We start from the raw sequence: 21,978 nt of genomic DNA on the forward strand, positions 1-21,978 counted from the left end.
AACAAAATTGCATTAACAATTATGATTACAATATAAAAATTCCCCGATTGCCCTTCATTATCATACTGCAGAAAAAAAACTCGTCAAATTTAGAGTACGCTTCAAATTTTCATACATTTGAAAAAATAAAAACAATGAACAGAAAAGGTTGTCTTCCTCCGCCAAGAGTTTAATTTCTTTCTAAAATGAGATGAAGTTACAAGTTGATTTTTACATCAACTGATTCTGTATACTTCATATTTAACTAGTAATTAATTAAATCTTGTTCGGTTTCGGGCAGACAATTTTCATGAAAAAATCCTATTTAAAGTTACACTTAGCTGTACTACTTTCGGGCTTTACCGGTATTTTTGGTAAACTCATTTCTCTTAATGAAGGTCTTTTAGTTTGGTACAGAACCTTCTTTTCTGCCATTATTTTATTTTTTCTTATCAGGCTGACCAGGACATTGGCACAAATCAATATCCAGGAAAAACTAAATATCGCTAAAATTGGTGTTTTTATAGCCATTCATTGGGTGTTTTTTTACGCCAGTATCAAATATTCTAACATTTCTATTGGTGTCGTTTGCTATTGTTTAACGAGCTTTTTTACAGCAATCTTTGAACCGCTCCTCAATAAAAACAGACTCATTTTTTCTCAATTGCTCTTTAGTGCCATAACGCTATTTGGAATCAGTTTGATTTTTCATTTTGACAGTTCTTATCATGCGGGAATTATTTTAGGCTGTATTTCATCTGCATTTGCCGCGCTTTATACGATTTACAACGAACGATTGGTAAAAACATATGACAGCAAAATCATCAATTACTATCAGATGATTGGAGGCACAATTTGTCTGGGAGTTTTAATGCCTTTGTATCTCATTTTTTTTCCTGTTTCAAGTTTAATTCCGAATGAGAGTGATTTCTTCTACCTGATATTATTATCCTTATTTTGTACGGTAGGACTTTACGTTTTATTTGCAGAAGCATTAAAAAAAATACCGGCTTTTACTACCAATCTTACCTTTAATCTGGAACCTATTTATGCTATAATTTTAGCATTTCTATTTTTTAATGAAGGCAAAGAAATGAGCAAATCATTTTATATCGGATTGTTTTTCGTAATGATTTCGGTCATTCTGCAAACCATTATTTCATTAAGAAAAAAGAAATAAAACAAAGAAACCTCCAAAGTCATTGATTTTGGAGGTTTCTTTATTTAGAATAATCTTCTTTTATTTACCAAGGGCTTATTCCGGTTTCATCTTCTATATCATTACTAAAAAATTGTCCCGTAGGTCCGTTTTCATCTGTAAGCGTATGTTTAAGAATAAAAGCTGCAGCACTCCCTACTGAACCGGGACCACTATGATGATTGAAATCTGTTGCAGTATAACCCGGGTCAATTGCATTTATTTTAAATGAATCTTTCAATTCATAAGCCAATACGATAGTATAAGCATTCAAAGCTGCCTTTGAAGTAACATAACTTGTGGCTTTAAAATTATAATACTTCCAGTTTGGATCGCTGTGCAAAGTCAAAGATCCTAATCCTGAAGTAATATTAGTGATTCTTGGGCTTTCAGATTTTTTAAGCAAGTCTAAAAACACTTGTGTTACACTGATAACGCCAAAGAAATTTGTGTCAAATACATTCTGAATATCCGCAATAGATGTGTCTAAAGCACTTTGAGGAAGTTCGCCGCTAATTCCTGCGTTGTTAATCAGGACATCTAATTTTCCCTGTTCCCTTTCTACAATATTCTTAGCTGCCACAATTGTGTCCGGATTGGTAACATCAATTTGAATGGGTTTGATGTTTTGAAATCCGTTGGCGCTTAACTCTTTTACTACTGCCTGTCCTTTTTCAAGATCACGAGTACCTAAATAAACGAACAATCCTTTTTTAGAAAATTCTTTTACCAGCTCTAAACCAATGCTTCTATTTGCTCCTGTAATTAATACTGAATCCATTTTTTTTCGTTTTAAATTATTAAAGCAAAGGTGATTCGTTTACAGACAAAACCATTTGCCATTTGACAAAAAGCATTTTTAACGTATGTTTTTTCTAATTCTGCTCAAAGAAGATTGGGTAACACCTAAATAGGAGGCAATGTAAGATAACGGGATCCTGTTGATGACATTGGGATAAATTTTCAGAAACATAAGATAGCGCGTTGTCGCATCTTCTGACACCAAAGGACTTCTTCTTTCTACTTTTTGCCTCAATGCTTTTGAAATAATTTTGTGCACAATTGCTTCCCACGGAATAATCGTATCTAAAAGTTCCTGCCAGTCTTTTCTGGAAAAAACCAATAGTTTGCAATCAGTGATTGCCTGCACGTAAGCATTTGAGCAAATTTCGTTGTCAAAACTTTCCAAATCTACCACCAGATTATTTTCTTCAATAAAATATTTGGTGATTTCTTCGCCCTTGTTGTTGTAATAACAAACGCGTATAATTCCATCTAAAATAAAACCTACTTGCTGCGCTACTTTTCCTGCTTCCGAGAAATATTCATCCTTCTTAAGCTCTAGTTCAGTTCCTTTCGTGAGAATTAAATCAATTTGTTGTTGGTTTAAATTTCCGAACTGCAAAATATAATCTATAAATACTTTCATAGCACCAAGGTAATCAAAGTTATTTTTACAGAATTTGTCATTTGACAAAAAATAACACAAACAACAAATTCAAAAAAGTGAGTTACGATTGATCCGCTAATTCCCCGTTAACTTTTCTGTTTGAACCAAAAATGCTTCGGTGACTTCTTCTATATTAATATTCATCCTTTCTGCCAAAATCGTAAGCCACCATATAGATTCTCCTATTTTATGCTTCAATTCTTCTTCGGTATTTTCTTTTGGCCATCTTCCTTGTTGCGACATGACGTAACGTCCTACCAAGCCTGCATCCGTTAAAAAAGCCAATGCATCTTCTTCGACAGTCCATTCAGTTCCATGATGTGTAAGCTCTAATTCGTGATAACGCTGTCTTATTTTTAAAGAACGTTCTTTCAGTTGTTCAAAATTTAGTGATGCCATAATTTAATTTTTATTGAATAATTCTTTGAATGCAATTGGACTGAGATTTGTTTTTTTCTTAAACAATTTATTAAAAGATTGGGGATGCTCGAATCCTAATTTATATCCAATCTCTGAAACTGACAAAGTACCTGTTGCAATATATTCTTTTGCTTTCTCGATTAATTTGTCATGAATAAACTGTTGAGTATTTTGTCCAGAAACATTTCGCAGCAAATCACTGAGATATCTGGGAGACAAACTCAATTGTTCTGCTAGAAACTGAACAGTTAATACTCCATTTAATAACGTTTTTTCGTCATCAAAATAATCATTTATTACCGTTTCTAATTTAGCCAGTACGTCATGATTAAAGGCTTTACGGGTAAGAAACTGTCTATTATAAAAACGATTACTATAATTTAGCAACAATTCGATTTGTGATATAATTACATCCTGACTAAAGTGATCTATCCGCTCATTTAGCTCATTCTGAATAGATCCAAAAACACCCAAAATAGTTTCCTTCTCTTTCTCTGACAAATACAAAGCTTCAGAAGCTGAATAATTAAAAAAGCCATATTTTTTAATGTTACTATTTAAAGAATATGGACGAATAAAATCAGGATGAATATGCAAGGACATTCCGCTATAATCTGCTTCTTCATCCTGCATCTTCAAAACTTGCCCGGGAGAAACAAAAGACATTCCGCCTTCTTCAAAATCATAAAAATCGTGACCATATCGAAGCTTTCCTTTAAAATGAGTTTTAAAAGAAATCTTGTAATAATCTAAAATAATTCCCTGTTCAAAATCCTTTGCATCAAAAATAGCTTCTCCGTAATTCAGAATACTAATAAGCGGATGCATGGGTTTCGGCTGCCCCATAGCAGTATGCAGTTCAGCTATAGTGCTGAATATTTTAGGCTGATTTTTCATGATACTGAATTCGTTATACCTCCCTTTTTCTAATCCTTATTACACAAACTTACAAAATGCTCTATTGGTGCAATATTCCAACTTACCGTACTTTGATCAATTAGATCGTGAACAGCAGCATCACTTAGTTCTGTCATCAATTTATGCATGGCATTTGTACCATCTTCAGTACTTTCCCATACCAAAAGATCATAGACAACATCTTTTTTCAATTCAAAAATACTTCTGGAAACAAATCCTTTTTGTCGTTTCAAAAATTCATCAACCTCTTGATTAGCTGCAATAAATTGTAGTATTGTACAATTATTTAATTTAAAGGTAGTCAGTTCTGTAGCTTGATTTTTCATATTTGTCTAAAATTTAAAAAGTAAACATTGTTTTAATATTCTGAACCTGTGTTTCAATACCCGATTTTAGTCGTTCATCATACAATAAATTAGCATCATCACCCGCAACATATCGCAATTGATTTTTTTGGTCCGTAGCCGCTTGATAGACAATTTCAGCTATATCTTCCACTTTTGTATAATTACTAATTTTCTCAGCACTATACCCTTTACTCACTTCCTCACTTAATTTTTCATAAGCTTCATGTTGCCCCAGTTCCATAGACCGAACAGCAAAGTCAGTTTGCATTCCTCCGGGCGCAATAATTTTTACTTGTATCCCAAATTGAGCCAATTCATAAGACATGCTTTCTGAAAAACCGTCGACAGCAAATTTAGTCGCACTATAAATGGAACAAGTTGGAAATCCCATCAATCCAAAAGTAGAAGTAATATTAATAAACGTACCGCTCCTCTTTTCACGAAAGTGAGACGTGAAAGCTTTAGAAACTCTAATAACACTAAGCAGATTAGTCGTTATCTGACGTTGTATTTGTTTATCGTCTAAAGATTCCAACACACCAATCAGACCATAACCCGCATTATTCATCACAACATCCACTGAATACAAATGAGTGACTTGTTCTATTGTCGAAATAATTTGCTCCGGATTGGTCACATCCAAAGGAAGTAGTATTACATCTTTAAGTTTATTTAATTCGGTTTCCTTTTCAGGATTACGCATTGTGGCTATCACGCGCCAGCCTTTAAGCTGAAATAATTTTGCTGTAGATTTTCCCAAACCCGATGAAGTCCCTGTGATAAAAATTGTCTTTTGCATTTTTTTATTGTTTTAAAATTACAATACAAAAGTCTAAAGAAGTACGACTGAGAATGTAGCCATTTTGATGTTTGCATTAGCCAAAATGACGAGAGCAGATAATTGGCTTACTAATAACAAAAGTTTTCTATTGATTCCAAATCCGTTATCAAAAAATGGTTCTTTTTATAATACCCCTTGTTGATTGTTTAATAAAAGCAATAATCCTGTCGCGTTCTAATGTTGGCACAAAATTTTGCTCTATTGATTCTAAAGCAAAAGTAATATTACGTTTTTCCTCAAAAACAATGCGATAAATATCTTTTAACTCCCTTATCTTATCACTTGCGAACCCTCTTCTATTTAATCCTGTAATATTCAATCCAACATAGCTTAAAGGTTCACGGGCTGCAATTATATAAGGCGGAACATCTTTTACAACGCGACTCATTCCGCTAATCATACAATGTTCCCCAATAATTGAGAACTGATGTATTGCTGTCAAACCACTTATGTTAGCGCAATCACCAACGATTACTTCTCCGGCCATCCCAACATTAAAACCAATAATACAATTATCTCCTATACAACAATCATGACCAATATGAGAATTTGCCATAATTAAATTACCCTGACCAATTACAGTTCTTCCTTTAGACGCAGTTCCTTTGTTAATCGTAACAAATTCTCTAATAACACTATCACCTCCAATATCGAGCAACGTATATTCTCCCTTGTACTTTAAATCTTGCGGTATTCCACCTAAAACAGCACCAGCATGAACTTGACAGTTTTCTGCAATCCTGGTACCACTCAAAATATTTACATTATTTCCAATCCAGGAATTATCTCCAATTACAACATCGTTTTCAATCGTTGTAAAATTTCCAATATATACATTATTACCAATGAAAGCCTTTTTTCCTATTATACTATTTTTCAATTTTATCTATTTTATATAGAATACAAATATTGAAAAGAATAAAAACTTTTTTATTGACCTACAGTCAAGTAATTTCACTTCTGATTCTACTTAATGTTTCGGGGCTCACACCAATCAATGATGCAACATGTTTCAATTTAGCTTTTAATATAATTTGAGGAAGTAAATTCAGGAGGTATAAATATTTTTCTTTAGCGTTCATTGACGCATACAAATGATGAAATTCATTTAATTTAGAAAGATAAAGCCTAAGTAATTTGATATGAAATTTAGCAAACAATGGGTATTCCAATAGAATTTGTTCATCGTGATAAGACAGAGAGTACACTATAGTTTCTTCTGAGGCCTGAAAAGTTTCAAAAGAAGGTTTCTTCTCAAAAAAACTACTCAAAGATGTAATAAATTGATTATCGGTATAAATCCATTTGGTCACTTCGATTCCTCCCTCCAAACAAAACCTCCGAACCAAACCCGACTTAATAAAATAAATCTTTGAACAGATTTTACCTTCACGAATAATAACTTCATTCTTTTCAAATCTTTCTTCAACAAAGTACCTGCTTATCGCCTGCTCTGTTTCTAGATCTAACACCTGAAAGTTATTGATTAAATTTAATAATTCTGTCATGATCTAAACTATTGCGAAAACAAATTTATCAATATAATTTAAGAATAATCCAAAAACACATTTCATTGGTTGAGAATTATTCTACCCAACAATTAGCCGAAGTAAAAAGAGGAGATTTGGAAGCACTTTTTCCTCTTTATCTATTATCACACAAAAACTCCAATAAAAGCTAAAAAACACACTTAAAATAATAGTAGCCATGGCGTTTCCCTTCGGGTCGGGCTGTACGCTAAATCTTTTGCGATAGCGGTATTGGTTTGCTTCGCCAGAGGGGTTTTAGTATCGCAAAAGGATACCGCTTCCATCCCTAACGCAGTCTTCGATAAAGAGAAATTTCAAATTTTAAAAATCCAAATTCCAAAGTATTATACCTGCAAAAGCTTACCAGGCGATTTATAGAATTTCGCAAACCTTGCCAGTGGTTTGAACTATCGGAGCTCACAATATATTGTCATAATTCTGATAAATAGATTTTTTTACCGCAAAGCCCCCAAAGTAAAACCGTAAAGTTCGCAAAACTGTAAAATTAAGCCTTGCGAACTTTGCGGTTTTCAGTAGATTCTAAAACTTCCTTGCGATCCTTGCAGTCAAATTACCAACCCATATAAAACAAAAAATTCCCTCCCGATTTATCGGGAAGGATTCTTTAAAAGAAAGGCAACGACCCCCGATAGCTATCGGGGCTCCCGCATAACTGCAGTATTTTGTAAAATAAAAAATCCCTCCCGATAAATCAGGAAGGATTCTTTAAAATAAAGGCGACGACCCCCGATAGCATCGGGGCTCCCGCATAACTGCAGTATTTTGTAAAACAAAAAATCCCTCCCGATAAACCGGGAAGGATTCTTTAAAAGAAAGGCGATGCCCCCCGATAGCTATTGGGGCTCCCGCATAACTGCAGTATTTGTAAAACAAAAAATCCCTCCCGATAAATCGGGAAGGATTCTTTAAAAGAAAGGCGACGACCCCCGATAGCTATCGGGGGTCCCATATAACTGCAGTGTTTTGTAAAACAAAAAATCCCTCCCGATAAATCGGGAAGGATTCTTAAAAGAAAGGCGACGATCCCCGATAGCTATCGGGGCTCCCGCATAACTGCAGTATTTTGTAAAACAAAAAATCCCTCCCGACAAATCGGGAAGGATTCTTAAAAGAAAGGCGACGACCCCCGATAGCTATCGGGGCTCCCACATAACTGCAGTATTTGTAAAACAAAAAATCCCTCCCGATAAACCGGGAAGGATTCTTTAAAAGAAAGACGACGACCCCCGATAGCTATCGGGGCTCCCGCATAACTGCATTATTTGTAAAACAAAAAATCCCTCCCGATAAATCGGGAAGGATTCTTAAAAGAAAGGCGACGACCCCCGATAGCTATCGGGGCTCCCGCATAACTGCAGTATTTTGTAAAACAAAAAATCCCTCCCGATAAATCGGGAAGGATTCTTAAAAGAAAGGCGACGACATACTCTCCCACATAACTGCAGTACCATCTGCGCAGGCGGGCTTAACTACTCTGTTCGGGATGGGAAGAGGTGAGCCCCGCCGCAATAACCACCTTAAGGTTGTTAGTCTAAAGTCAAAGTTCTTAAAGTTATAAAGCCTTTCGACTTTATGACTTTTATCTTTTGACTAAAAGACTGCCCGCGACGGGCAAATATCTTAACATACTGAGATAAAGAAAAGTACTTTTATTTACTATTTTTAGAAAGTTTCTTCCCCACACCGTAGTGTGGGGAAAAGGGTGTACATAAGCTTACGGATTATTAGTACTACTCGACTATGACATTACTGCCTTTACATCTATAGCCTATCAACGTGGTCATCTTCCACGATCCTTAAAAGAAATCTCATCTTGTGGTGGGTTTCGCGCTTATATGCTTTCAGCGCTTATCCCTTCCAAACGTAGCTACTCTGCGATGCTCCTGGCGGAACAACAGATACACTAGAGGTTTGTCCAATTCGGTCCTCTCGTACTAGAATCAGATCCACTCAAATTTCTAACGCCCACAGTAGATAGAGACCGAACTGTCTCACGACGTTCTGAACCCAGCTCGCGTGCCACTTTAATGGGCGAACAGCCCAACCCTTGGGACCTTCTCCAGCCCCAGGATGTGACGAGCCGACATCGAGGTGCCAAACCCCCCCGTCGATATGAGCTCTTGGGGGAGATCAGCCTGTTATCCCCGGCGTACCTTTTATCCTTTGAGCGATGGCCCTTCCATGCGGAACCACCGGATCACTATGCTCTACTTTCGTACCTGATCGACCTGTATGTCTCTCAGTCAAGCTCCCTTATGCCATTGCACTCTACGCACGGTTACCAAGCGTACTGAGGGAACCTTTAGAAGCCTCCGTTACTCTTTTGGAGGCGACCACCCCAGTCAAACTACCCACCAAGCAATGTCCCCCGCAAAACGGGGTTAGGCCTCAGATAAACAAAGGGTTGTATTTCAACAATGACTCCACAACGCCTGGCGACGCCACTTCACAGTCTCCAACCTATCCTACACATCATTTATCCAAGGTCAATACTAAGCTATAGTAAAGGTGCACAGGGTCTTTTCGTCCCACTGCGGGTAAACGGCATCTTCACCGTTACTACAATTTCACCGAGCTCATGGCTGAGACAGTGTCCAGATCGTTACACCATTCGTGCAGGTCGGAACTTACCCGACAAGGAATTTCGCTACCTTAGGACCGTTATAGTTACGGCCGCCGTTTACTGGGGCTTCAATTCAATGCTTCTCCGAAGATAACATCTCCTCTTAACCTTCCAGCACCGGGCAGGTGTCAGGCCCTATACTTCATCTTACGATTTTGCAGAGCCCTGTGTTTTTGATAAACAGTCGCCTGGACCTCTTCACTGCGGCCAGCTTGCGCTGGCGACCTTTCTCCCGAAGTTACAGGTCTATTTTGCCTAATTCCTTAGCCATGAATCTCTCGAGCACCTTAGGATTCTCTCCTCAACTACCTGTGTCGGTTTACGGTACTGGTACTAATTACCTGAAGTTTAGAGGTTTTTCTTGGAAGCCCTTAGGCGCACTATCTCTTTGTCCGAAGACTCCGAGTACTATCGTATTTCCCCAAGATCTGTGGATTTGCCTGCAGATCTTATAGGTAGGTACTTCAACGAACTATTCCGTCAGTTCGCGGCGCTTTCATCACTCCGTCACCCCATCACAGTAATTAGTAGTACGGGAATATTAACCCGTTAGCCATCGACTGTCCCTTTCGGGTTCGCCTTAGGACCAGACTAACCCACAGCTGATTAGCATAGCTGTGGAAACCTTAGTTTTTCGGTGTGCGGGTTTCTCGCCCGCATTATCGTTACTTATGCCTACATTTTCTTTTCTAACCAGTCCAGCATGCCTTACGACACACCTTCAACCCTGTTAGAATGCTCCCCTACCACTTAGAGTAAACTCTAAATCCATAGCTTCGGTAATATACTTATGCCCGATTATTATCCATGCTCGTCCGCTCGACTAGTGAGCTGTTACGCACTCTTTAAATGAATGGCTGCTTCCAAGCCAACATCCTAGCTGTCTGGGCAGACAAACCTCGTTCTTTCAACTTAGTATATATTTGGGGACCTTAGCTGATGGTCTGGGTTCTTTCCCTCTCGGACTTGGACCTTAGCACCCAAGCCCTCACTGTTAGTGAACATTATATAGCATTCGGAGTTTGTCAGGAATTGGTAGGCGGTGAAGCCCCCGCATCCAATCAGTAGCTCTACCTCTATATAACTTTATAACTAACGCTGCACCTAAATGCATTTCGGGGAGTACGAGCTATTTCCGAGTTTGATTGGCCTTTCACCCCTACCCACAGGTCATCCGAAGACTTTTCAACGTCAACCGGTTCGGACCTCCACTATGTGTTACCACAGCTTCATCCTGCCCATGGGTAGATCACACGGTTTCGCGTCTAACACTACTGACTAAAGCGCCCTATTCAGACTCGCTTTCGCTACGGATCCGTGGCTAAACCACTTAACCTTGCCAGCAACGTTAACTCGTAGGCTCATTATGCAAAAGGCACGCCGTCACCCCACGAAAGGGCTCCGACCGCTTGTAAGCGTATGGTTTCAGGATCTATTTCACTCCGTTATTCACGGTTCTTTTCACCTTTCCCTCACGGTACTGGTTCACTATCGGTCTCTCAGGAGTATTTAGCCTTAGCGGATGGTCCCGCCAAATTCAGACAGGGTTTCACGTGCCCCGCCCTACTCAGGATACCACTATCTATTACATTTATTACCCGTACGGGACTATCACCCTCTATGGTGTCACTTTCCAGTAACTTCCGGTTCTGCATGCATAAAATATCGTGGTCCTACAACCCCAACAATGCCGTAACATCATTGGTTTGGGCTAATCCGCGTTCGCTCGCCACTACTTACGGAATCACTTTTGTTTTCTTCTCCTCCGCCTACTTAGATGTTTCAGTTCAGCGGGTTTGCCCACCTATCGGTGTACTATGTCTTCAACATAGTGGGTTGCCCCATTCAGGTATCTGCGGATCAATCGGTGTGTGCCCGTCCCCGCAGCTTTTCGCAGCTTATCACGCCTTTCATCGCCTCTGAGAGCCAAGGCATCCCCCATACGCCCTTATTTTGCTTATTGTACCAATCATAAATTAATATGACCGTTTTTTTTGTCTTTTATTATTCGTATTGCTACTTATAACAAAAAACGCTTTCTACTTTTTATTATTTTCTTATCTCAATATGTCAATGAACTTTATTTATGTCGAAAGTTGTAAAGCCTAAGGTCATAAAGTCATACTTTTGACTTTCAGACTTTAGTCTTTCGACTAAATTTGTGGAGAATAACGGAGTCGAACCGTTGACCTCCTGCGTGCAAGGCAGGCGCTCTAGCCAGCTGAGCTAATCCCCCATTTTTCAATCTTAGATTGTAGAATTCAGATTTTAGATTCTTGAATTCTTCTCTAATCTCTTTTGGTGAATTCCAACTTCCAGAATTTCCTTTTTTTAAGAGCAAAATAGTTGTCTCGGACAGACTCGAACTGTCGACCCCTACATTATCAGTGTAGTACTCTAACCAGCTGAGCTACGAGACACTCTTATTCTTAAAATTTATTATTTGAACTAACAGCAAGAGTAAAATAGTCTTAAAATCAAAACCTTTAAAGCTTCTTCTTTTTTCCTCAGCGTGCATTACTGCTAACACTCGAGGCTCTAGAAAGGAGGTGTTCCAGCCGCACCTTCCGGTACGGCTACCTTGTTACGACTTAGCCCTAGTTACCAGTTTTACCCTAGGCAGCTCCTTGCGGTCACCGACTTCAGGCACCCCCAGCTTCCATGGCTTGACGGGCGGTGTGTACAAGGCCCGGGAACGTATTCACCGGATCATGGCTGATATCCGATTACTAGCGATTCCAGCTTCACGGAGTCGAGTTGCAGACTCCGATCCGAACTGTGACCGGTTTTATAGATTCGCTCCTGGTCGCCCAGTGGCTGCTCTCTGTACCGGCCATTGTAGCACGTGTGTAGCCCAAGGCGTAAGGGCCGTGATGATTTGACGTCATCCCCACCTTCCTCACAGTTTGCACTGGCAGTCTTGTTAGAGTTCCCGACTTGACTCGCTGGCAACTAACAACAGGGGTTGCGCTCGTTATAGGACTTAACCTGACACCTCACGGCACGAGCTGACGACAACCATGCAGCACCTTGTAAATTGTCTTGCGAAAGTTCTGTTTCCAAAACGGTCAATCTACATTTAAGCCTTGGTAAGGTTCCTCGCGTATCATCGAATTAAACCACATGCTCCACCGCTTGTGCGGGCCCCCGTCAATTCCTTTGAGTTTCATTCTTGCGAACGTACTCCCCAGGTGGGATACTTATCACTTTCGCTTAGCCACTGAAATTGCTCCCAACAGCTAGTATCCATCGTTTACGGCGTGGACTACCAGGGTATCTAATCCTGTTCGCTACCCACGCTTTCGTCCATCAGCGTCAATCAATTAGTAGTAACCTGCCTTCGCAATTGGTATTCCATGTAATCTCTAAGCATTTCACCGCTACACTACATATTCTAGTTACTTCCTAATAATTCAAGTCTAACAGTATCAATGGCCGTTCCACCGTTGAGCGATGGGCTTTCACCACTGACTTATTAAACCGCCTACGGACCCTTTAAACCCAATGATTCCGGATAACGCTTGGATCCTCCGTATTACCGCGGCTGCTGGCACGGAGTTAGCCGATCCTTATTCTTACGATACCGTCAAGCTACTTCACGAAGTAGTGTTTCTTCTCGTATAAAAGCAGTTTACAATCCATAGGACCGTCATCCTGCACGCGGCATGGCTGGATCAGGCTTGCGCCCATTGTCCAATATTCCTCACTGCTGCCTCCCGTAGGAGTCTGGTCCGTGTCTCAGTACCAGTGTGGGGGATCTCCCTCTCAGGACCCCTACCCATCGTAGCCTTGGTAAGCCGTTACCTTACCAACTAGCTAATGGGACGCATGCTCATCTTTTACCGTTGTGACTTTAATAGTGGTTTCATGCGAAACTGCTATACTATGAGGTATTAATCCAAATTTCTCTGGGCTATCCCTCTGTAAAAGGTAGATTGCATACGCGTTACGCACCCGTGCGCCGGTCTCTAAATCCGAAGACTTATACCCCTCGACTTGCATGTGTTAAGCCTGCCGCTAGCGTTCATCCTGAGCCAGGATCAAACTCTTCATCGTATATTGTTGATCTGATTTGAATCAGATCGTATTGTTATTCGAATCAGTCTCTATCGGTTCTTTTCTAATCTCTCGATTATCTTACTCTTTATTCTTTTGCCCTAACATCTCTGTTAAAGCGGCTGTCAATTCAATATGTCTACGAACGTGTCTTCTTTTTTAATAGCGCTTGTTTCTCAAAGCGGGTGCAAAAGTAGAAAATTTATTTTAACCGGCAAGTAAATTTTGAAGTTTTTTTTAGAAAATTTCTTTTCCTTTTCTTCTCATCTCCCAACCAGCCTATCAATGAACTTTCCGTATTTTGCGGGGTGCAAAGGTAACATCTGTTTTCAAATCTCGCAAGCTTTTTGAAATCTTTTTTGAAAATAAATTCTCAGTTTTGATTCGTTGTGCCTGCCAGTATTTCAGTGAACGTCTGTCGTTGTTGCGGGTGCAAAAGTACACTCTTTATTTACATTTACAAGCCTTTTGTTTATATAATTTCCACCTTTTTTAAAACTTTTTCTTAACACTCTGATAACACCAACCTTAAGCTTTTACCTTTTTCCGGATTTATACGAATTTTCGCAAAGGATTTGTGTTTTTCGTAATATCAACTTTGGAAGAAGTGTCATTTTTATGGACTTCATAGCTTTTTCAGCGCTTATTACATTACTTTATAGTTGTCTTGAGTTTGCTTTTATTCGCGCAAAGGCGCAAAGTCACTAAGTTTCATTTTCATTCCTCTCCTTCTTATGGAAACTTCCGCCCTAGCCCCGATAGTAGTGGAAATCCTTTTGTGCCGGGGTTCGGCACAAAAGATTGGAACGGATAGCGGGAAACAGCTCCTAAATCAAATTCTAAATTCCAAAAATAAAAGACGCATTGCTTGTCTTTAATATATGATAGAATAAAAAACCCGTCAATTGGACTGACGGGTTTATGAGTTTATGAATTACTATTCGAAACGAATGGCTTTGACTGGGGAAATCTTCGTTATAATATAAGAAGGAATTAAGAGCACTACAAAACAAACTGCAATTGTGAGTAAATTTAGCAAGACGATATATCCCCAATTCAAATAGACCGGTGCCTGATTGACGTAATAGTTTTCAGGATTTAACTGAACAACCCCAAATTGCTGCTGAATAAGCAATATCGCAATACCAATTAAGTTACCCCAGAACAATCCTCGTATAATAAGATAGAATGCGTTATACAAAAATATTTTTCGAACCGTCCAGTTATTTGCACCCATTGCTTTTAATATTCCTATCATTTGCGTTCGCTCTAATATAAGAACTAATAAGGCCACCACCATATTTATCGTTGCCACCAAAATCATGACCCCAAGGATAACGACGATATTAAAATCAAACAACTGCAACCAATCAAAAATATAACTGTATTTTTCGATTATAGTCTTAGTGTCTAAATTGGATGAAGTTTGCTCGTAAATTTGACTACCGGTTGCTTTAATATTATCGAAGTCTTTTACAAAGATCTCAAAAGCCCCCACCTGATCCGAACTCCATTTATTAATTCGCTGAATATGCCGGATATCACCAATGATATAGGTAGCATCGAATTGCTGAAATCCTGAATTAAAAATACCGGCAATTTTGAATCGGCGACTGTTAGGCATTTTACCTTGTTCTTCTTTAATGAAAAAAGTATTAAAATTGTCTCCAACTTTTAAATTAAGCCGATCTGCGAGAAGCCTGGAAATTAAAACTTCTTCATTTAAGGCTTTAGAAAAATCAGGCACTTTACCATCAACGATATACTCTTTTATATTGTTCCAGTCATAATCTGCACCTACTCCTTTAAAAACAATTCCTTCGAAAGCATTTTCGGTTCTAATAATTCCTGCTTTACTTGCGATGGCCTGAATATGACTTACCTCTGGAACTGATTTAAAATTGGGATAGAAATCCTGATTCTTTGAGACAGGAGTCAAAGTCACTTCAGAATTATTATTATCATAATTGGATATAATGATCTGACCATTGAAGGCCGAAACTTTATCACGTATTTTTTGCTGTAAACCTATTCCGGTCGCGACTGAAACTATCATCATAATAATACCAATAGCAATGGCCGAAATGGCAATTTTTATAATTGGCGCCGATATACTGCTTTTATAATCTTTGGCAGTAATAAGTCTTTTGGCTATGAAATATTCTAAACTCAAATTTCAGTTGTCTTTTATTAATTATTATAATGGATTTTAACTATCCGAATCAAAAATACATTTAAAAAAGCAAAAACAAATTGCTCTTAAAAACAATTACAAAATTTTTAAGTTCTTACAACGGAAGTTTCTTTTTCATTTCTTCGACTATATTATAGGCTGCAGGACAAATGGCAACATTCTTTAAAGTAAGATCTGTAATTTGATTAAACTTTTTACGATCTGTATGCGGAAATTCTCTGCATGCCTTTGGGCGAACATCGTAAATCATGCAATAATTCTCGTTATCCAGAAAAGTACACGGAACACTTTTTAAGACATAATCTTTGTCCTCATCAATTCGCAGATATTGTTCTATGAATTGTTGCGGCTTTTGCCTGAACGATTTTGAGATTCTTTCGATATCTGCCAAAGTAAATAATGGGCCGGTTGTTTTACAACAATTAGCACATTGCAGACAATCTGTCTTTTTGAATTCAGCATCATGCAAATCCTGCATAACGTAATCCAAATTCTTTGGCTGCTTCTTTTTTAACTTATCAAAATACTTTTTGTTTTCGATATGCTTATCTTTGGCTAACTTATTTAAGTTATTTAAAATTTGTTTCAAGTTTGCTTTTTAAAGTTGATCTGCAAAATTAAACAACTTTAAACTTGAAACCTTAAACTTTGAATTAAAATACAATGAAAGACCTATTTGGAAAGGCGATGTTCGACTTTCAAACCAATAATTCGCCGGAAGACATCATTACAGAGACCACCATTTCTGAAGAAGACGAAATGAGCGTGGATTATTTGTTTCGTTCTTATAACGAAATGCCCAAACTTGAACAAAAAGCATTACAACTGGCAACGGGAAAAATATTAGATGTAGGCTGTGGCGCCGGAAGTCATAGTTTGTCACTACAAAATGATCGTAATTTAAACGTCACTTCAATTGATATTTCACAAAAAGCAATTGAAACCTGCAAATTACGAGGTGTAAAAAATGCAAAAGTTCAGGATATACTGGATTTTGAAGGTGAAAAATTCGACACTATTATTTTACTAATGAATGGCGTTGGGATTTTCGGCAAATTAGAACACTGCAATAAATTTTTATCGAAACTAAAATCACTTTTGAATCCGGGCGGTCAAATTTTATTAGACAGCTCAGATATTATATATATGTTTGACGAAGACGAAGACGGCGGAAAATGGATTCCGTCGAATAATGATTATTATGGAGAACTTGTTTTTAACATCTCTTATAAAGGAGAAAAAGAAGAACCCTTTGACTGGTTGTACCTGGACTACAACACACTTCAGAATGCCGCTCTTGCAAACGGACTTAAATGCGAGCTTATTTTAGAAGGAGAACATTATGATTATCTGGCAAGACTTTACATTTAAAAATAAAACCTATGCATCATGACAGCACCAGATTTAGAAAAATTAAAATATCCAATAGGAAAATTTGAATTTCCAGTTGAATTTACACCTGAATATCTTTCAGCTCAAATTGATGAAATCGAATCTTTCCCAGAAAGATTAAAAAAAGAGACACTTCATCTGACAGACGAACAATTAGATACTCCCTATCGACCAGGCGGCTGGACAGTTCGACAAGTGATTCATCACTGCGCCGAAAGCCACATGAATTGCTACATACGAATAAAATGGGCTTTAACCGAAAACAATCCGGTCATAAAAGCCTATGATGAAACTTTATGGTCTGAATTAAACGACAATTTAAATATGGCTATTCAGCCTACCCTGACTCTATTAGAGGGGCTACATTATCGCCTGACCTATATCATGAGAAATCTGTCCGAAACAGATCTGGAAAAATCTTTTATTCATCCGGAAAATAATTCAGAATACAGAATAAAGCAATTAATAGGAACGTATGCCTGGCATGGCAATCATCACTTAGCACATATTACTACTCTAAAGAAATACAAAAACTGGCAATAAACAGTATCGTTTCTTTTTTACACACTGTGTATTATTTACCGAAAACAAAAAATCTCTTCAGATGAAGAGATTTTTTTATAGTCTTTAAGGGATATTCAAATATTTATGAGTCTGAAGCGAAACCCTCCACTTTGGATTATTCATTACATAATCAACAATTAATGGCGTCATTTCTTCTTTTTTACTCCACTCCGGCTGAAGGAACAAAATTGCATTGTCATTTACCAACTCCGCCTGTTCCTCTGCAAAGATAAAATCATGCTTATTATAAATAATCACTTTTAACTCGTGTGCATTATCATAAACGGTTTGCGTTGGCAATTTATTCTTTTTAGGCGAAAGACAAATCCAATCCCAGGTACCCGTCAACGGATAGGCTCCGGAAGTTTCTATATGAACTTTTAAATTTCTATTTTTCAACTCCTGAGTCAACAAGCCCATATCCCAGGTTAAAGGCTCTCCTCCAGTGATCACCACAGTATCTGCCGAACTTGCAGCATTATTAACAATTAAATCAACACTTGTTGGCGGATGTAATTCTGCATTCCAACTCTCCTTCACATCGCACCAGTGACAACCTACATCACAGCCTCCAATTCGTATAAAGTAAGCAGCTGTACCAGTATGAAAACCTTCTCCCTGAATGGTATAAAATTCTTCCATCAAGGGCAACATCGCTCCTTTATTTACTTCTAATTGTATTTCTTTTGATAACATTATTTCATTTTAAAGTGCAAAGATAGTCAATTAAATACGGAACAAAAAAAACCGATAGTCCTAAAGAACTATCGGTTATATATTTAATAAAAGATCTTAAATTATTTTAAGGCTTTTACAGATTGTGCAGCATAAGCATTTGCAGGATCTAAAACCAAAGTTTTATTGAAATATTCAATTGCTTTCGCTTTATCTGTATTTGCATAACTTGCACCAATACTATTGTATGCTTCTACGATTTTTTTAACCGTTGCAGGTTTTGCCAATTCTTCAGCACCTTTTGCAGTTGTTCTTGTTACGTACTCTTCGTAGTTTTTAATAATCAAGTCATCTTTCTCTAACAAGTTATTGATTCTACCTTTGTACAAGTAAGCCTCATCATAAGTTGGAGAAGCCTCTAAAATTCTATCAAACGCAGCATCAGCTTTAGCTAAAGCAGCAGCATCAGGAGCTCCGTTTGCTTTATTTGCATTTGCATAATAAATAGAAATACCGTAATAAACATTATCATCTAAATAATTTTTAGACTCTTTATTGCCAGTTCCTAATTCAAAAATAGTAGCTGCTTGTGCGTATTGTTTTTTACCAAACAAAGCTTTTCCTAAATCAGCTAGTTCTTCTACTACTAAAGGCTCTAATTCAATTGCTTTTTTAATGTCAGCAACACCAGCATCAAAAGCAGCCTGATCAATAACACCGTCAGCACTAGTTCCTTTCTTAATTTTTGACAAACCTAAATATAAGTAATCTCTACCAATTACTTTATTTGAAGGTACTTTCATAAAATCTTCTATAGATTTAATTGCCACATCTACATTTCCGTTTTCATAAGCAGCATACCCTAAGTATCTGTAAATTCTTGGATTTACTTTATCCTCAGCAATCATTTTATTCGCAACAGTCTCTAGAGTTTTATAATCTTTTACTAAGATTAAGAAATCTGCATGACGCATTTTAGAATCTAATGAATAATCTGTAAGGCTTAAATATTTCTCATAATTTGTAATTGCATTTTGCATATTAACCTTCGCAGTAGATGTCTTGTTTCTTCCCCACTTGTAATACGTCTCTGCTAATTCTCTATAAACCGGACCATAATTAGCATCTAATGCAATAACTTCATTAAAAGCCTTAATAGCCTCTTCATAAGATTTAGCTCCTTTTAACAAAACTCCCAACTGCATTTTTGCTCTCAAAAGTGTTGGATCAGCAGTAAATGCATCACGATAAGCTTTATAAGCATCATTTTGATTATTTGAACCATAATAAGCATCTCCAATTGTTAAAAGCGCGGTTGCATTTTGAGGTTCAATTGCTAATGCACGTTTTAAAACGGCAATTGCAGCAGGATAATCAGGACTAGTTGAGTTGATATACGCTCTACCGATGTAAATAAATTCATCTACATCCTTACGTTTCATATCTTTTGTAGCCAAACCAAAATTAGCCTGAGCCGCAGTAGCATTTTTACTATCAAGATCGATTTGACCTAAACCAATATAATTTAAGTTTTTCTTATCAGATGCCTGTAATCCATTTGCGTAATAAATTTTAGCAGAATCAACAATAGATTGATTTAAATATATATTACCTAAAACAAAATTGGCTTCTCCATCAGAAGGTTTCGCTTTGATGATTGATTTAAGCAAAGACTTTGCTTTTTGAAATTGTTCAGCATCGATTGCTTTTTTAGCTTCTTTGATATCTTGCGCTTGTGAAACAGTAGCCGAAGCAACTAAAGCAAGACTAAAAATTTTAAATTTATTCATCTTTAATTGTAATTAATTTATTCTTTATCGTTAATAATTTGATTTCTAATTTTAAGGTTTCTACCCGGAGTCCTAACAGGCAACAATCCTGATTTTAAAACAATACGCTGACCAATGTCTCCTGAAATGAATGAAGCGAACCCCATTCCTAAACCAGTATACCCCTGACAATTTACAATAAACAAATCACGTGCCAAAGGATATTTCATTTCGCCGAGATCATTTTGAGTAGGGTCGTAATATTTATCACCGTTTATACCTTTAACACTCATAACGTTTATTTTTTTAATAATATCAAGCATATCAGGAGATGGCTGATAAAGCCAATCTACTCCTACTACTCCAATCATACCATCATTCTCTGAAACGAATTTAATTACTTCGCCATTTGTTTTAAAAGAAAAAACATTGCTTGAAGGAATATCTTTCACATGGGCCAATTCTTTCATATACCTTACCGTACTCGAATTTGGATTATCAAAAACAAGACCTTTTATTCCAGAACCTGATTTACCTTGCAGAAAATCAATTACGGTTTTCAACGCAATTAATGTGTCTTTATTGCTTTTGTTGGTAACAAAAGCAATTGCATCTTTAGCAAAGGGCGTAACCCTGGGATTAATCTTACTCTTTGCAAATCTGTCTCTTTCCTCTTGAGTCAGATCTCTCGTCATTACAACAACTTTCGCTTTTTGATTCAATAGATCATTTACAAGTTCTGCCTCAGATTTTGGTTTAATTGAAATCTTTGCTCCATAATAAGTCCCTTCAAAAACAGCTATCATATCTTCAACAATAGGTTTTATTGTCTCATCTACAGTAATATCAATTGATCCTTTTAAAATTGTTTCTGAATCAGCTTCATTTTTGCTTTTTTGGTTACACATGGCAAACAAAAAAACAAAAACAACTAACCCTGCAATTTTACTATATTTTACCATAATTATTCGGCATTTGAATTAATTAATCTAAGGAAACGTATTGCTGAATACACTATCAATAAACCACCAAAAGCATATCTGTATCTAGGTTCCATATCTAAAGGAAGTTTCTTCCAAAACATAATCATTAAACCCAGTACAAGATATATTAAAAAAAAGAGTATTCCTAAAACAAGAAGAAATCGCTCTTTGAGCGATTTCTTCTGAATATTATTAAGCATATCTTTTAACATTATTCTGCAGATTGAATAGTAATAGGAAGAGAGTAAAGAACCCTAACTTTTTTACCATTTTGCTCGCCAGGAGTCCATTTTGGACATTTTTTAAGAACACGAATTGCTTCTGCTCCTGTACCGTAACCGATATCCCTTAAAACTTTAATGTCGGTTAATGAACCGTCTTTTTCAACTACAAAAGTAACATATACTTTTCCTTTTAAACCTTCTTCTTCTGGAGTCTTGTAATTATTTCCTACGAATTTGTAGAATTTCTCAATTCCTCCAGGGAAATCAGGTTTTACTTCGATACCAGCAGTATTATAAACATTGTTATCTTCCTGAATGATCTCAGTAACTGGTCCTTTACCAACTGGCTCATCAACAGTTAAAACTGCATCCGGATCTCCTTTAATGGTTTCGTTACCAACCTTTTTATCTTTAAGATCCACAATTTTTGGTGGGTCTTCAGTAATTTCATTTGCTTTAGCAACCACTGGTTTCACAAACTTAACCTGATCCACTTTTGGTGGTGGTGGTGGTGGTGGTGGTTGATTTGGCTTAATTTCCTCTTTTTTAGGAGGTAATTTTACTGTCGCGATTTTAATATCGTTATTTACCACTTCTTCCTCAGAATCCGGCAACAAGCTTGCAATAAGAGGAGCTGCAACAGCAAAGCTGAAGATAAGCGAACCAATGACAAGCGCCTTTACAGTCGTCTTACCATTCGATTTTCTTAACTCATATGCACCATATATCTTATTACGCCCTTCGAATACGATATCAAGCCACTGATTTTTAATTATATCTAATTTCATTTTTCTT

The 21,978-nt window shown here is 37.3% G+C and carries 18 protein-coding genes, 2 tRNA genes and 3 rRNA genes; 3 read left to right on the forward strand and 20 right to left on the reverse strand.

Going from position 1 to position 21,978, the window contains the following annotated elements:
* Window positions 1–289 precede the first annotated feature (289 nt).
* A complete protein-coding gene (locus tag ACQY44_RS16705; protein ID WP_428231439.1) occupies window positions 290–1,159 on the forward strand; it encodes a DMT family transporter in 870 nt (289 codons plus the stop codon).
* Window positions 1,160–1,223: 64 nt separating this feature from the next.
* Here ACQY44_RS16705 and ACQY44_RS16710 read toward each other — a convergent pair whose 3' ends face one another.
* The 15 genes from ACQY44_RS16710 to ACQY44_RS16780 form a co-directional block, all read right to left on the reverse strand.
* A complete protein-coding gene (locus tag ACQY44_RS16710; RefSeq protein WP_428231440.1) occupies window positions 1,224–1,958 on the reverse strand; it encodes an SDR family NAD(P)-dependent oxidoreductase in 735 nt (244 codons plus the stop codon).
* Window positions 1,959–2,036: 78 nt separating this feature from the next.
* Window positions 2,037–2,606: a Crp/Fnr family transcriptional regulator gene (locus tag ACQY44_RS16715; RefSeq protein WP_428231441.1), complete on the reverse strand. Its 570-nt coding sequence runs from the start codon at window positions 2,604–2,606 to the stop codon at window positions 2,037–2,039.
* A 96-nt stretch (window positions 2,607–2,702) separates the two neighbouring features.
* Entirely contained in the window at window positions 2,703–3,026 is a 324-nt protein-coding gene (locus tag ACQY44_RS16720; protein ID WP_428231442.1) for a MazG-like protein, read from the reverse strand.
* Between the two features lie 3 nt (window positions 3,027–3,029).
* Window positions 3,030–3,944, reverse strand: coding sequence for a helix-turn-helix domain-containing protein (locus ACQY44_RS16725; protein WP_428231443.1), 915 nt, complete (start codon window positions 3,942–3,944; stop codon window positions 3,030–3,032).
* Window positions 3,945–3,973: 29 nt separating this feature from the next.
* Window positions 3,974–4,291 carry a hypothetical protein gene (locus tag ACQY44_RS16730; protein WP_428231444.1) on the reverse strand — a complete coding sequence of 106 codons (318 nt, stop codon included), beginning with the start codon at window positions 4,289–4,291 and terminating at the stop codon, window positions 3,974–3,976.
* Between the two features lie 13 nt (window positions 4,292–4,304).
* Window positions 4,305–5,111: an SDR family oxidoreductase gene (locus tag ACQY44_RS16735; protein ID WP_428231445.1), complete on the reverse strand. Its 807-nt coding sequence runs from the start codon at window positions 5,109–5,111 to the stop codon at window positions 4,305–4,307.
* A gap of 148 nt (window positions 5,112–5,259) precedes the next feature.
* Window positions 5,260–6,033 (reverse strand): acyl-ACP--UDP-N-acetylglucosamine O-acyltransferase, encoded by a 774-nt coding sequence (gene lpxA, locus ACQY44_RS16740; RefSeq protein ID WP_428231446.1) that lies wholly within the window; start codon window positions 6,031–6,033, stop codon window positions 5,260–5,262.
* A 64-nt stretch (window positions 6,034–6,097) separates the two neighbouring features.
* On the reverse strand, window positions 6,098–6,661 hold the full coding sequence (locus ACQY44_RS16745) for a Crp/Fnr family transcriptional regulator (protein ID WP_428231447.1): 564 nt from the start codon (window positions 6,659–6,661) through the stop codon (window positions 6,098–6,100).
* A gap of 1,452 nt (window positions 6,662–8,113) precedes the next feature.
* Window positions 8,114–8,223 (reverse strand): 5S ribosomal RNA (rrf, locus tag ACQY44_RS16750).
* Between the two features lie 184 nt (window positions 8,224–8,407).
* A 23S ribosomal RNA gene (locus ACQY44_RS16755) occupies window positions 8,408–11,289 on the reverse strand.
* Window positions 11,290–11,488: 199 nt separating this feature from the next.
* A tRNA-Ala gene (locus ACQY44_RS16760) sits at window positions 11,489–11,562 on the reverse strand.
* A 110-nt stretch (window positions 11,563–11,672) separates the two neighbouring features.
* Window positions 11,673–11,746 (reverse strand) — tRNA-Ile (locus ACQY44_RS16765).
* A 122-nt stretch (window positions 11,747–11,868) separates the two neighbouring features.
* Window positions 11,869–13,382 (reverse strand): 16S ribosomal RNA (locus ACQY44_RS16770).
* Together the 16S, 23S and 5S rRNA genes with 2 tRNA genes alongside form the textbook arrangement of a ribosomal RNA operon.
* 937 nt (window positions 13,383–14,319) lie before the next feature.
* Window positions 14,320–15,555: an ABC transporter permease gene (locus ACQY44_RS16775; RefSeq protein WP_428231448.1), complete on the reverse strand. Its 1,236-nt coding sequence runs from the start codon at window positions 15,553–15,555 to the stop codon at window positions 14,320–14,322.
* A gap of 115 nt (window positions 15,556–15,670) precedes the next feature.
* Window positions 15,671–16,165: a YkgJ family cysteine cluster protein gene (locus ACQY44_RS16780; RefSeq protein ID WP_428231449.1), complete on the reverse strand. Its 495-nt coding sequence runs from the start codon at window positions 16,163–16,165 to the stop codon at window positions 15,671–15,673.
* Window positions 16,166–16,239: 74 nt separating this feature from the next.
* On the opposite strand from ACQY44_RS16780, the gene ACQY44_RS16785 reads away from it, so the two are divergent.
* The gene (locus ACQY44_RS16785; protein WP_428231450.1) at window positions 16,240–16,947 is read left to right on the forward strand and encodes a class I SAM-dependent methyltransferase; all 708 of its coding nucleotides are present in this window, start codon (window positions 16,240–16,242) and stop codon (window positions 16,945–16,947) included.
* An 18-nt stretch (window positions 16,948–16,965) separates the two neighbouring features.
* The gene (locus ACQY44_RS16790; RefSeq protein WP_428231451.1) at window positions 16,966–17,511 is read left to right on the forward strand and encodes a YfiT family bacillithiol transferase; all 546 of its coding nucleotides are present in this window, start codon (window positions 16,966–16,968) and stop codon (window positions 17,509–17,511) included.
* An 84-nt stretch (window positions 17,512–17,595) separates the two neighbouring features.
* Here the strand turns inward: ACQY44_RS16790 and ACQY44_RS16795 are convergent, their stop codons facing one another.
* The 5 genes from ACQY44_RS16795 to ACQY44_RS16815 all read right to left on the reverse strand — a co-directional run bounded on the left by ACQY44_RS16795 (window position 17,596) and on the right by ACQY44_RS16815 (window position 21,971).
* The gene (locus tag ACQY44_RS16795) at window positions 17,596–18,228 is read right to left on the reverse strand and encodes a 7-carboxy-7-deazaguanine synthase QueE (protein WP_428231452.1); all 633 of its coding nucleotides are present in this window, start codon (window positions 18,226–18,228) and stop codon (window positions 17,596–17,598) included.
* A 101-nt stretch (window positions 18,229–18,329) separates the two neighbouring features.
* The gene (locus ACQY44_RS16800) at window positions 18,330–19,997 is read right to left on the reverse strand and encodes a tetratricopeptide repeat protein (protein ID WP_428231453.1); all 1,668 of its coding nucleotides are present in this window, start codon (window positions 19,995–19,997) and stop codon (window positions 18,330–18,332) included.
* Window positions 19,998–20,014: 17 nt separating this feature from the next.
* Window positions 20,015–20,938, reverse strand: coding sequence for a PstS family phosphate ABC transporter substrate-binding protein (locus ACQY44_RS16805; RefSeq protein ID WP_428231454.1), 924 nt, complete (start codon window positions 20,936–20,938; stop codon window positions 20,015–20,017).
* Window positions 20,939–20,940: 2 nt separating this feature from the next.
* The gene (locus ACQY44_RS16810) at window positions 20,941–21,171 is read right to left on the reverse strand and encodes a hypothetical protein (RefSeq protein WP_428231455.1); all 231 of its coding nucleotides are present in this window, start codon (window positions 21,169–21,171) and stop codon (window positions 20,941–20,943) included.
* Window positions 21,171–21,971, reverse strand: coding sequence for an energy transducer TonB (locus ACQY44_RS16815; RefSeq protein WP_428231456.1), 801 nt, complete (start codon window positions 21,969–21,971; stop codon window positions 21,171–21,173). Before ACQY44_RS16815 ends, ACQY44_RS16810 begins: the two co-directional genes overlap by 1 nt.
* Window positions 21,972–21,978 lie beyond the last annotated feature (7 nt).

It is taken from the genome of Flavobacterium sp., assembly GCF_965277525.1.
Classification (GTDB): domain Bacteria; phylum Bacteroidota; class Bacteroidia; order Flavobacteriales; family Flavobacteriaceae; genus Flavobacterium.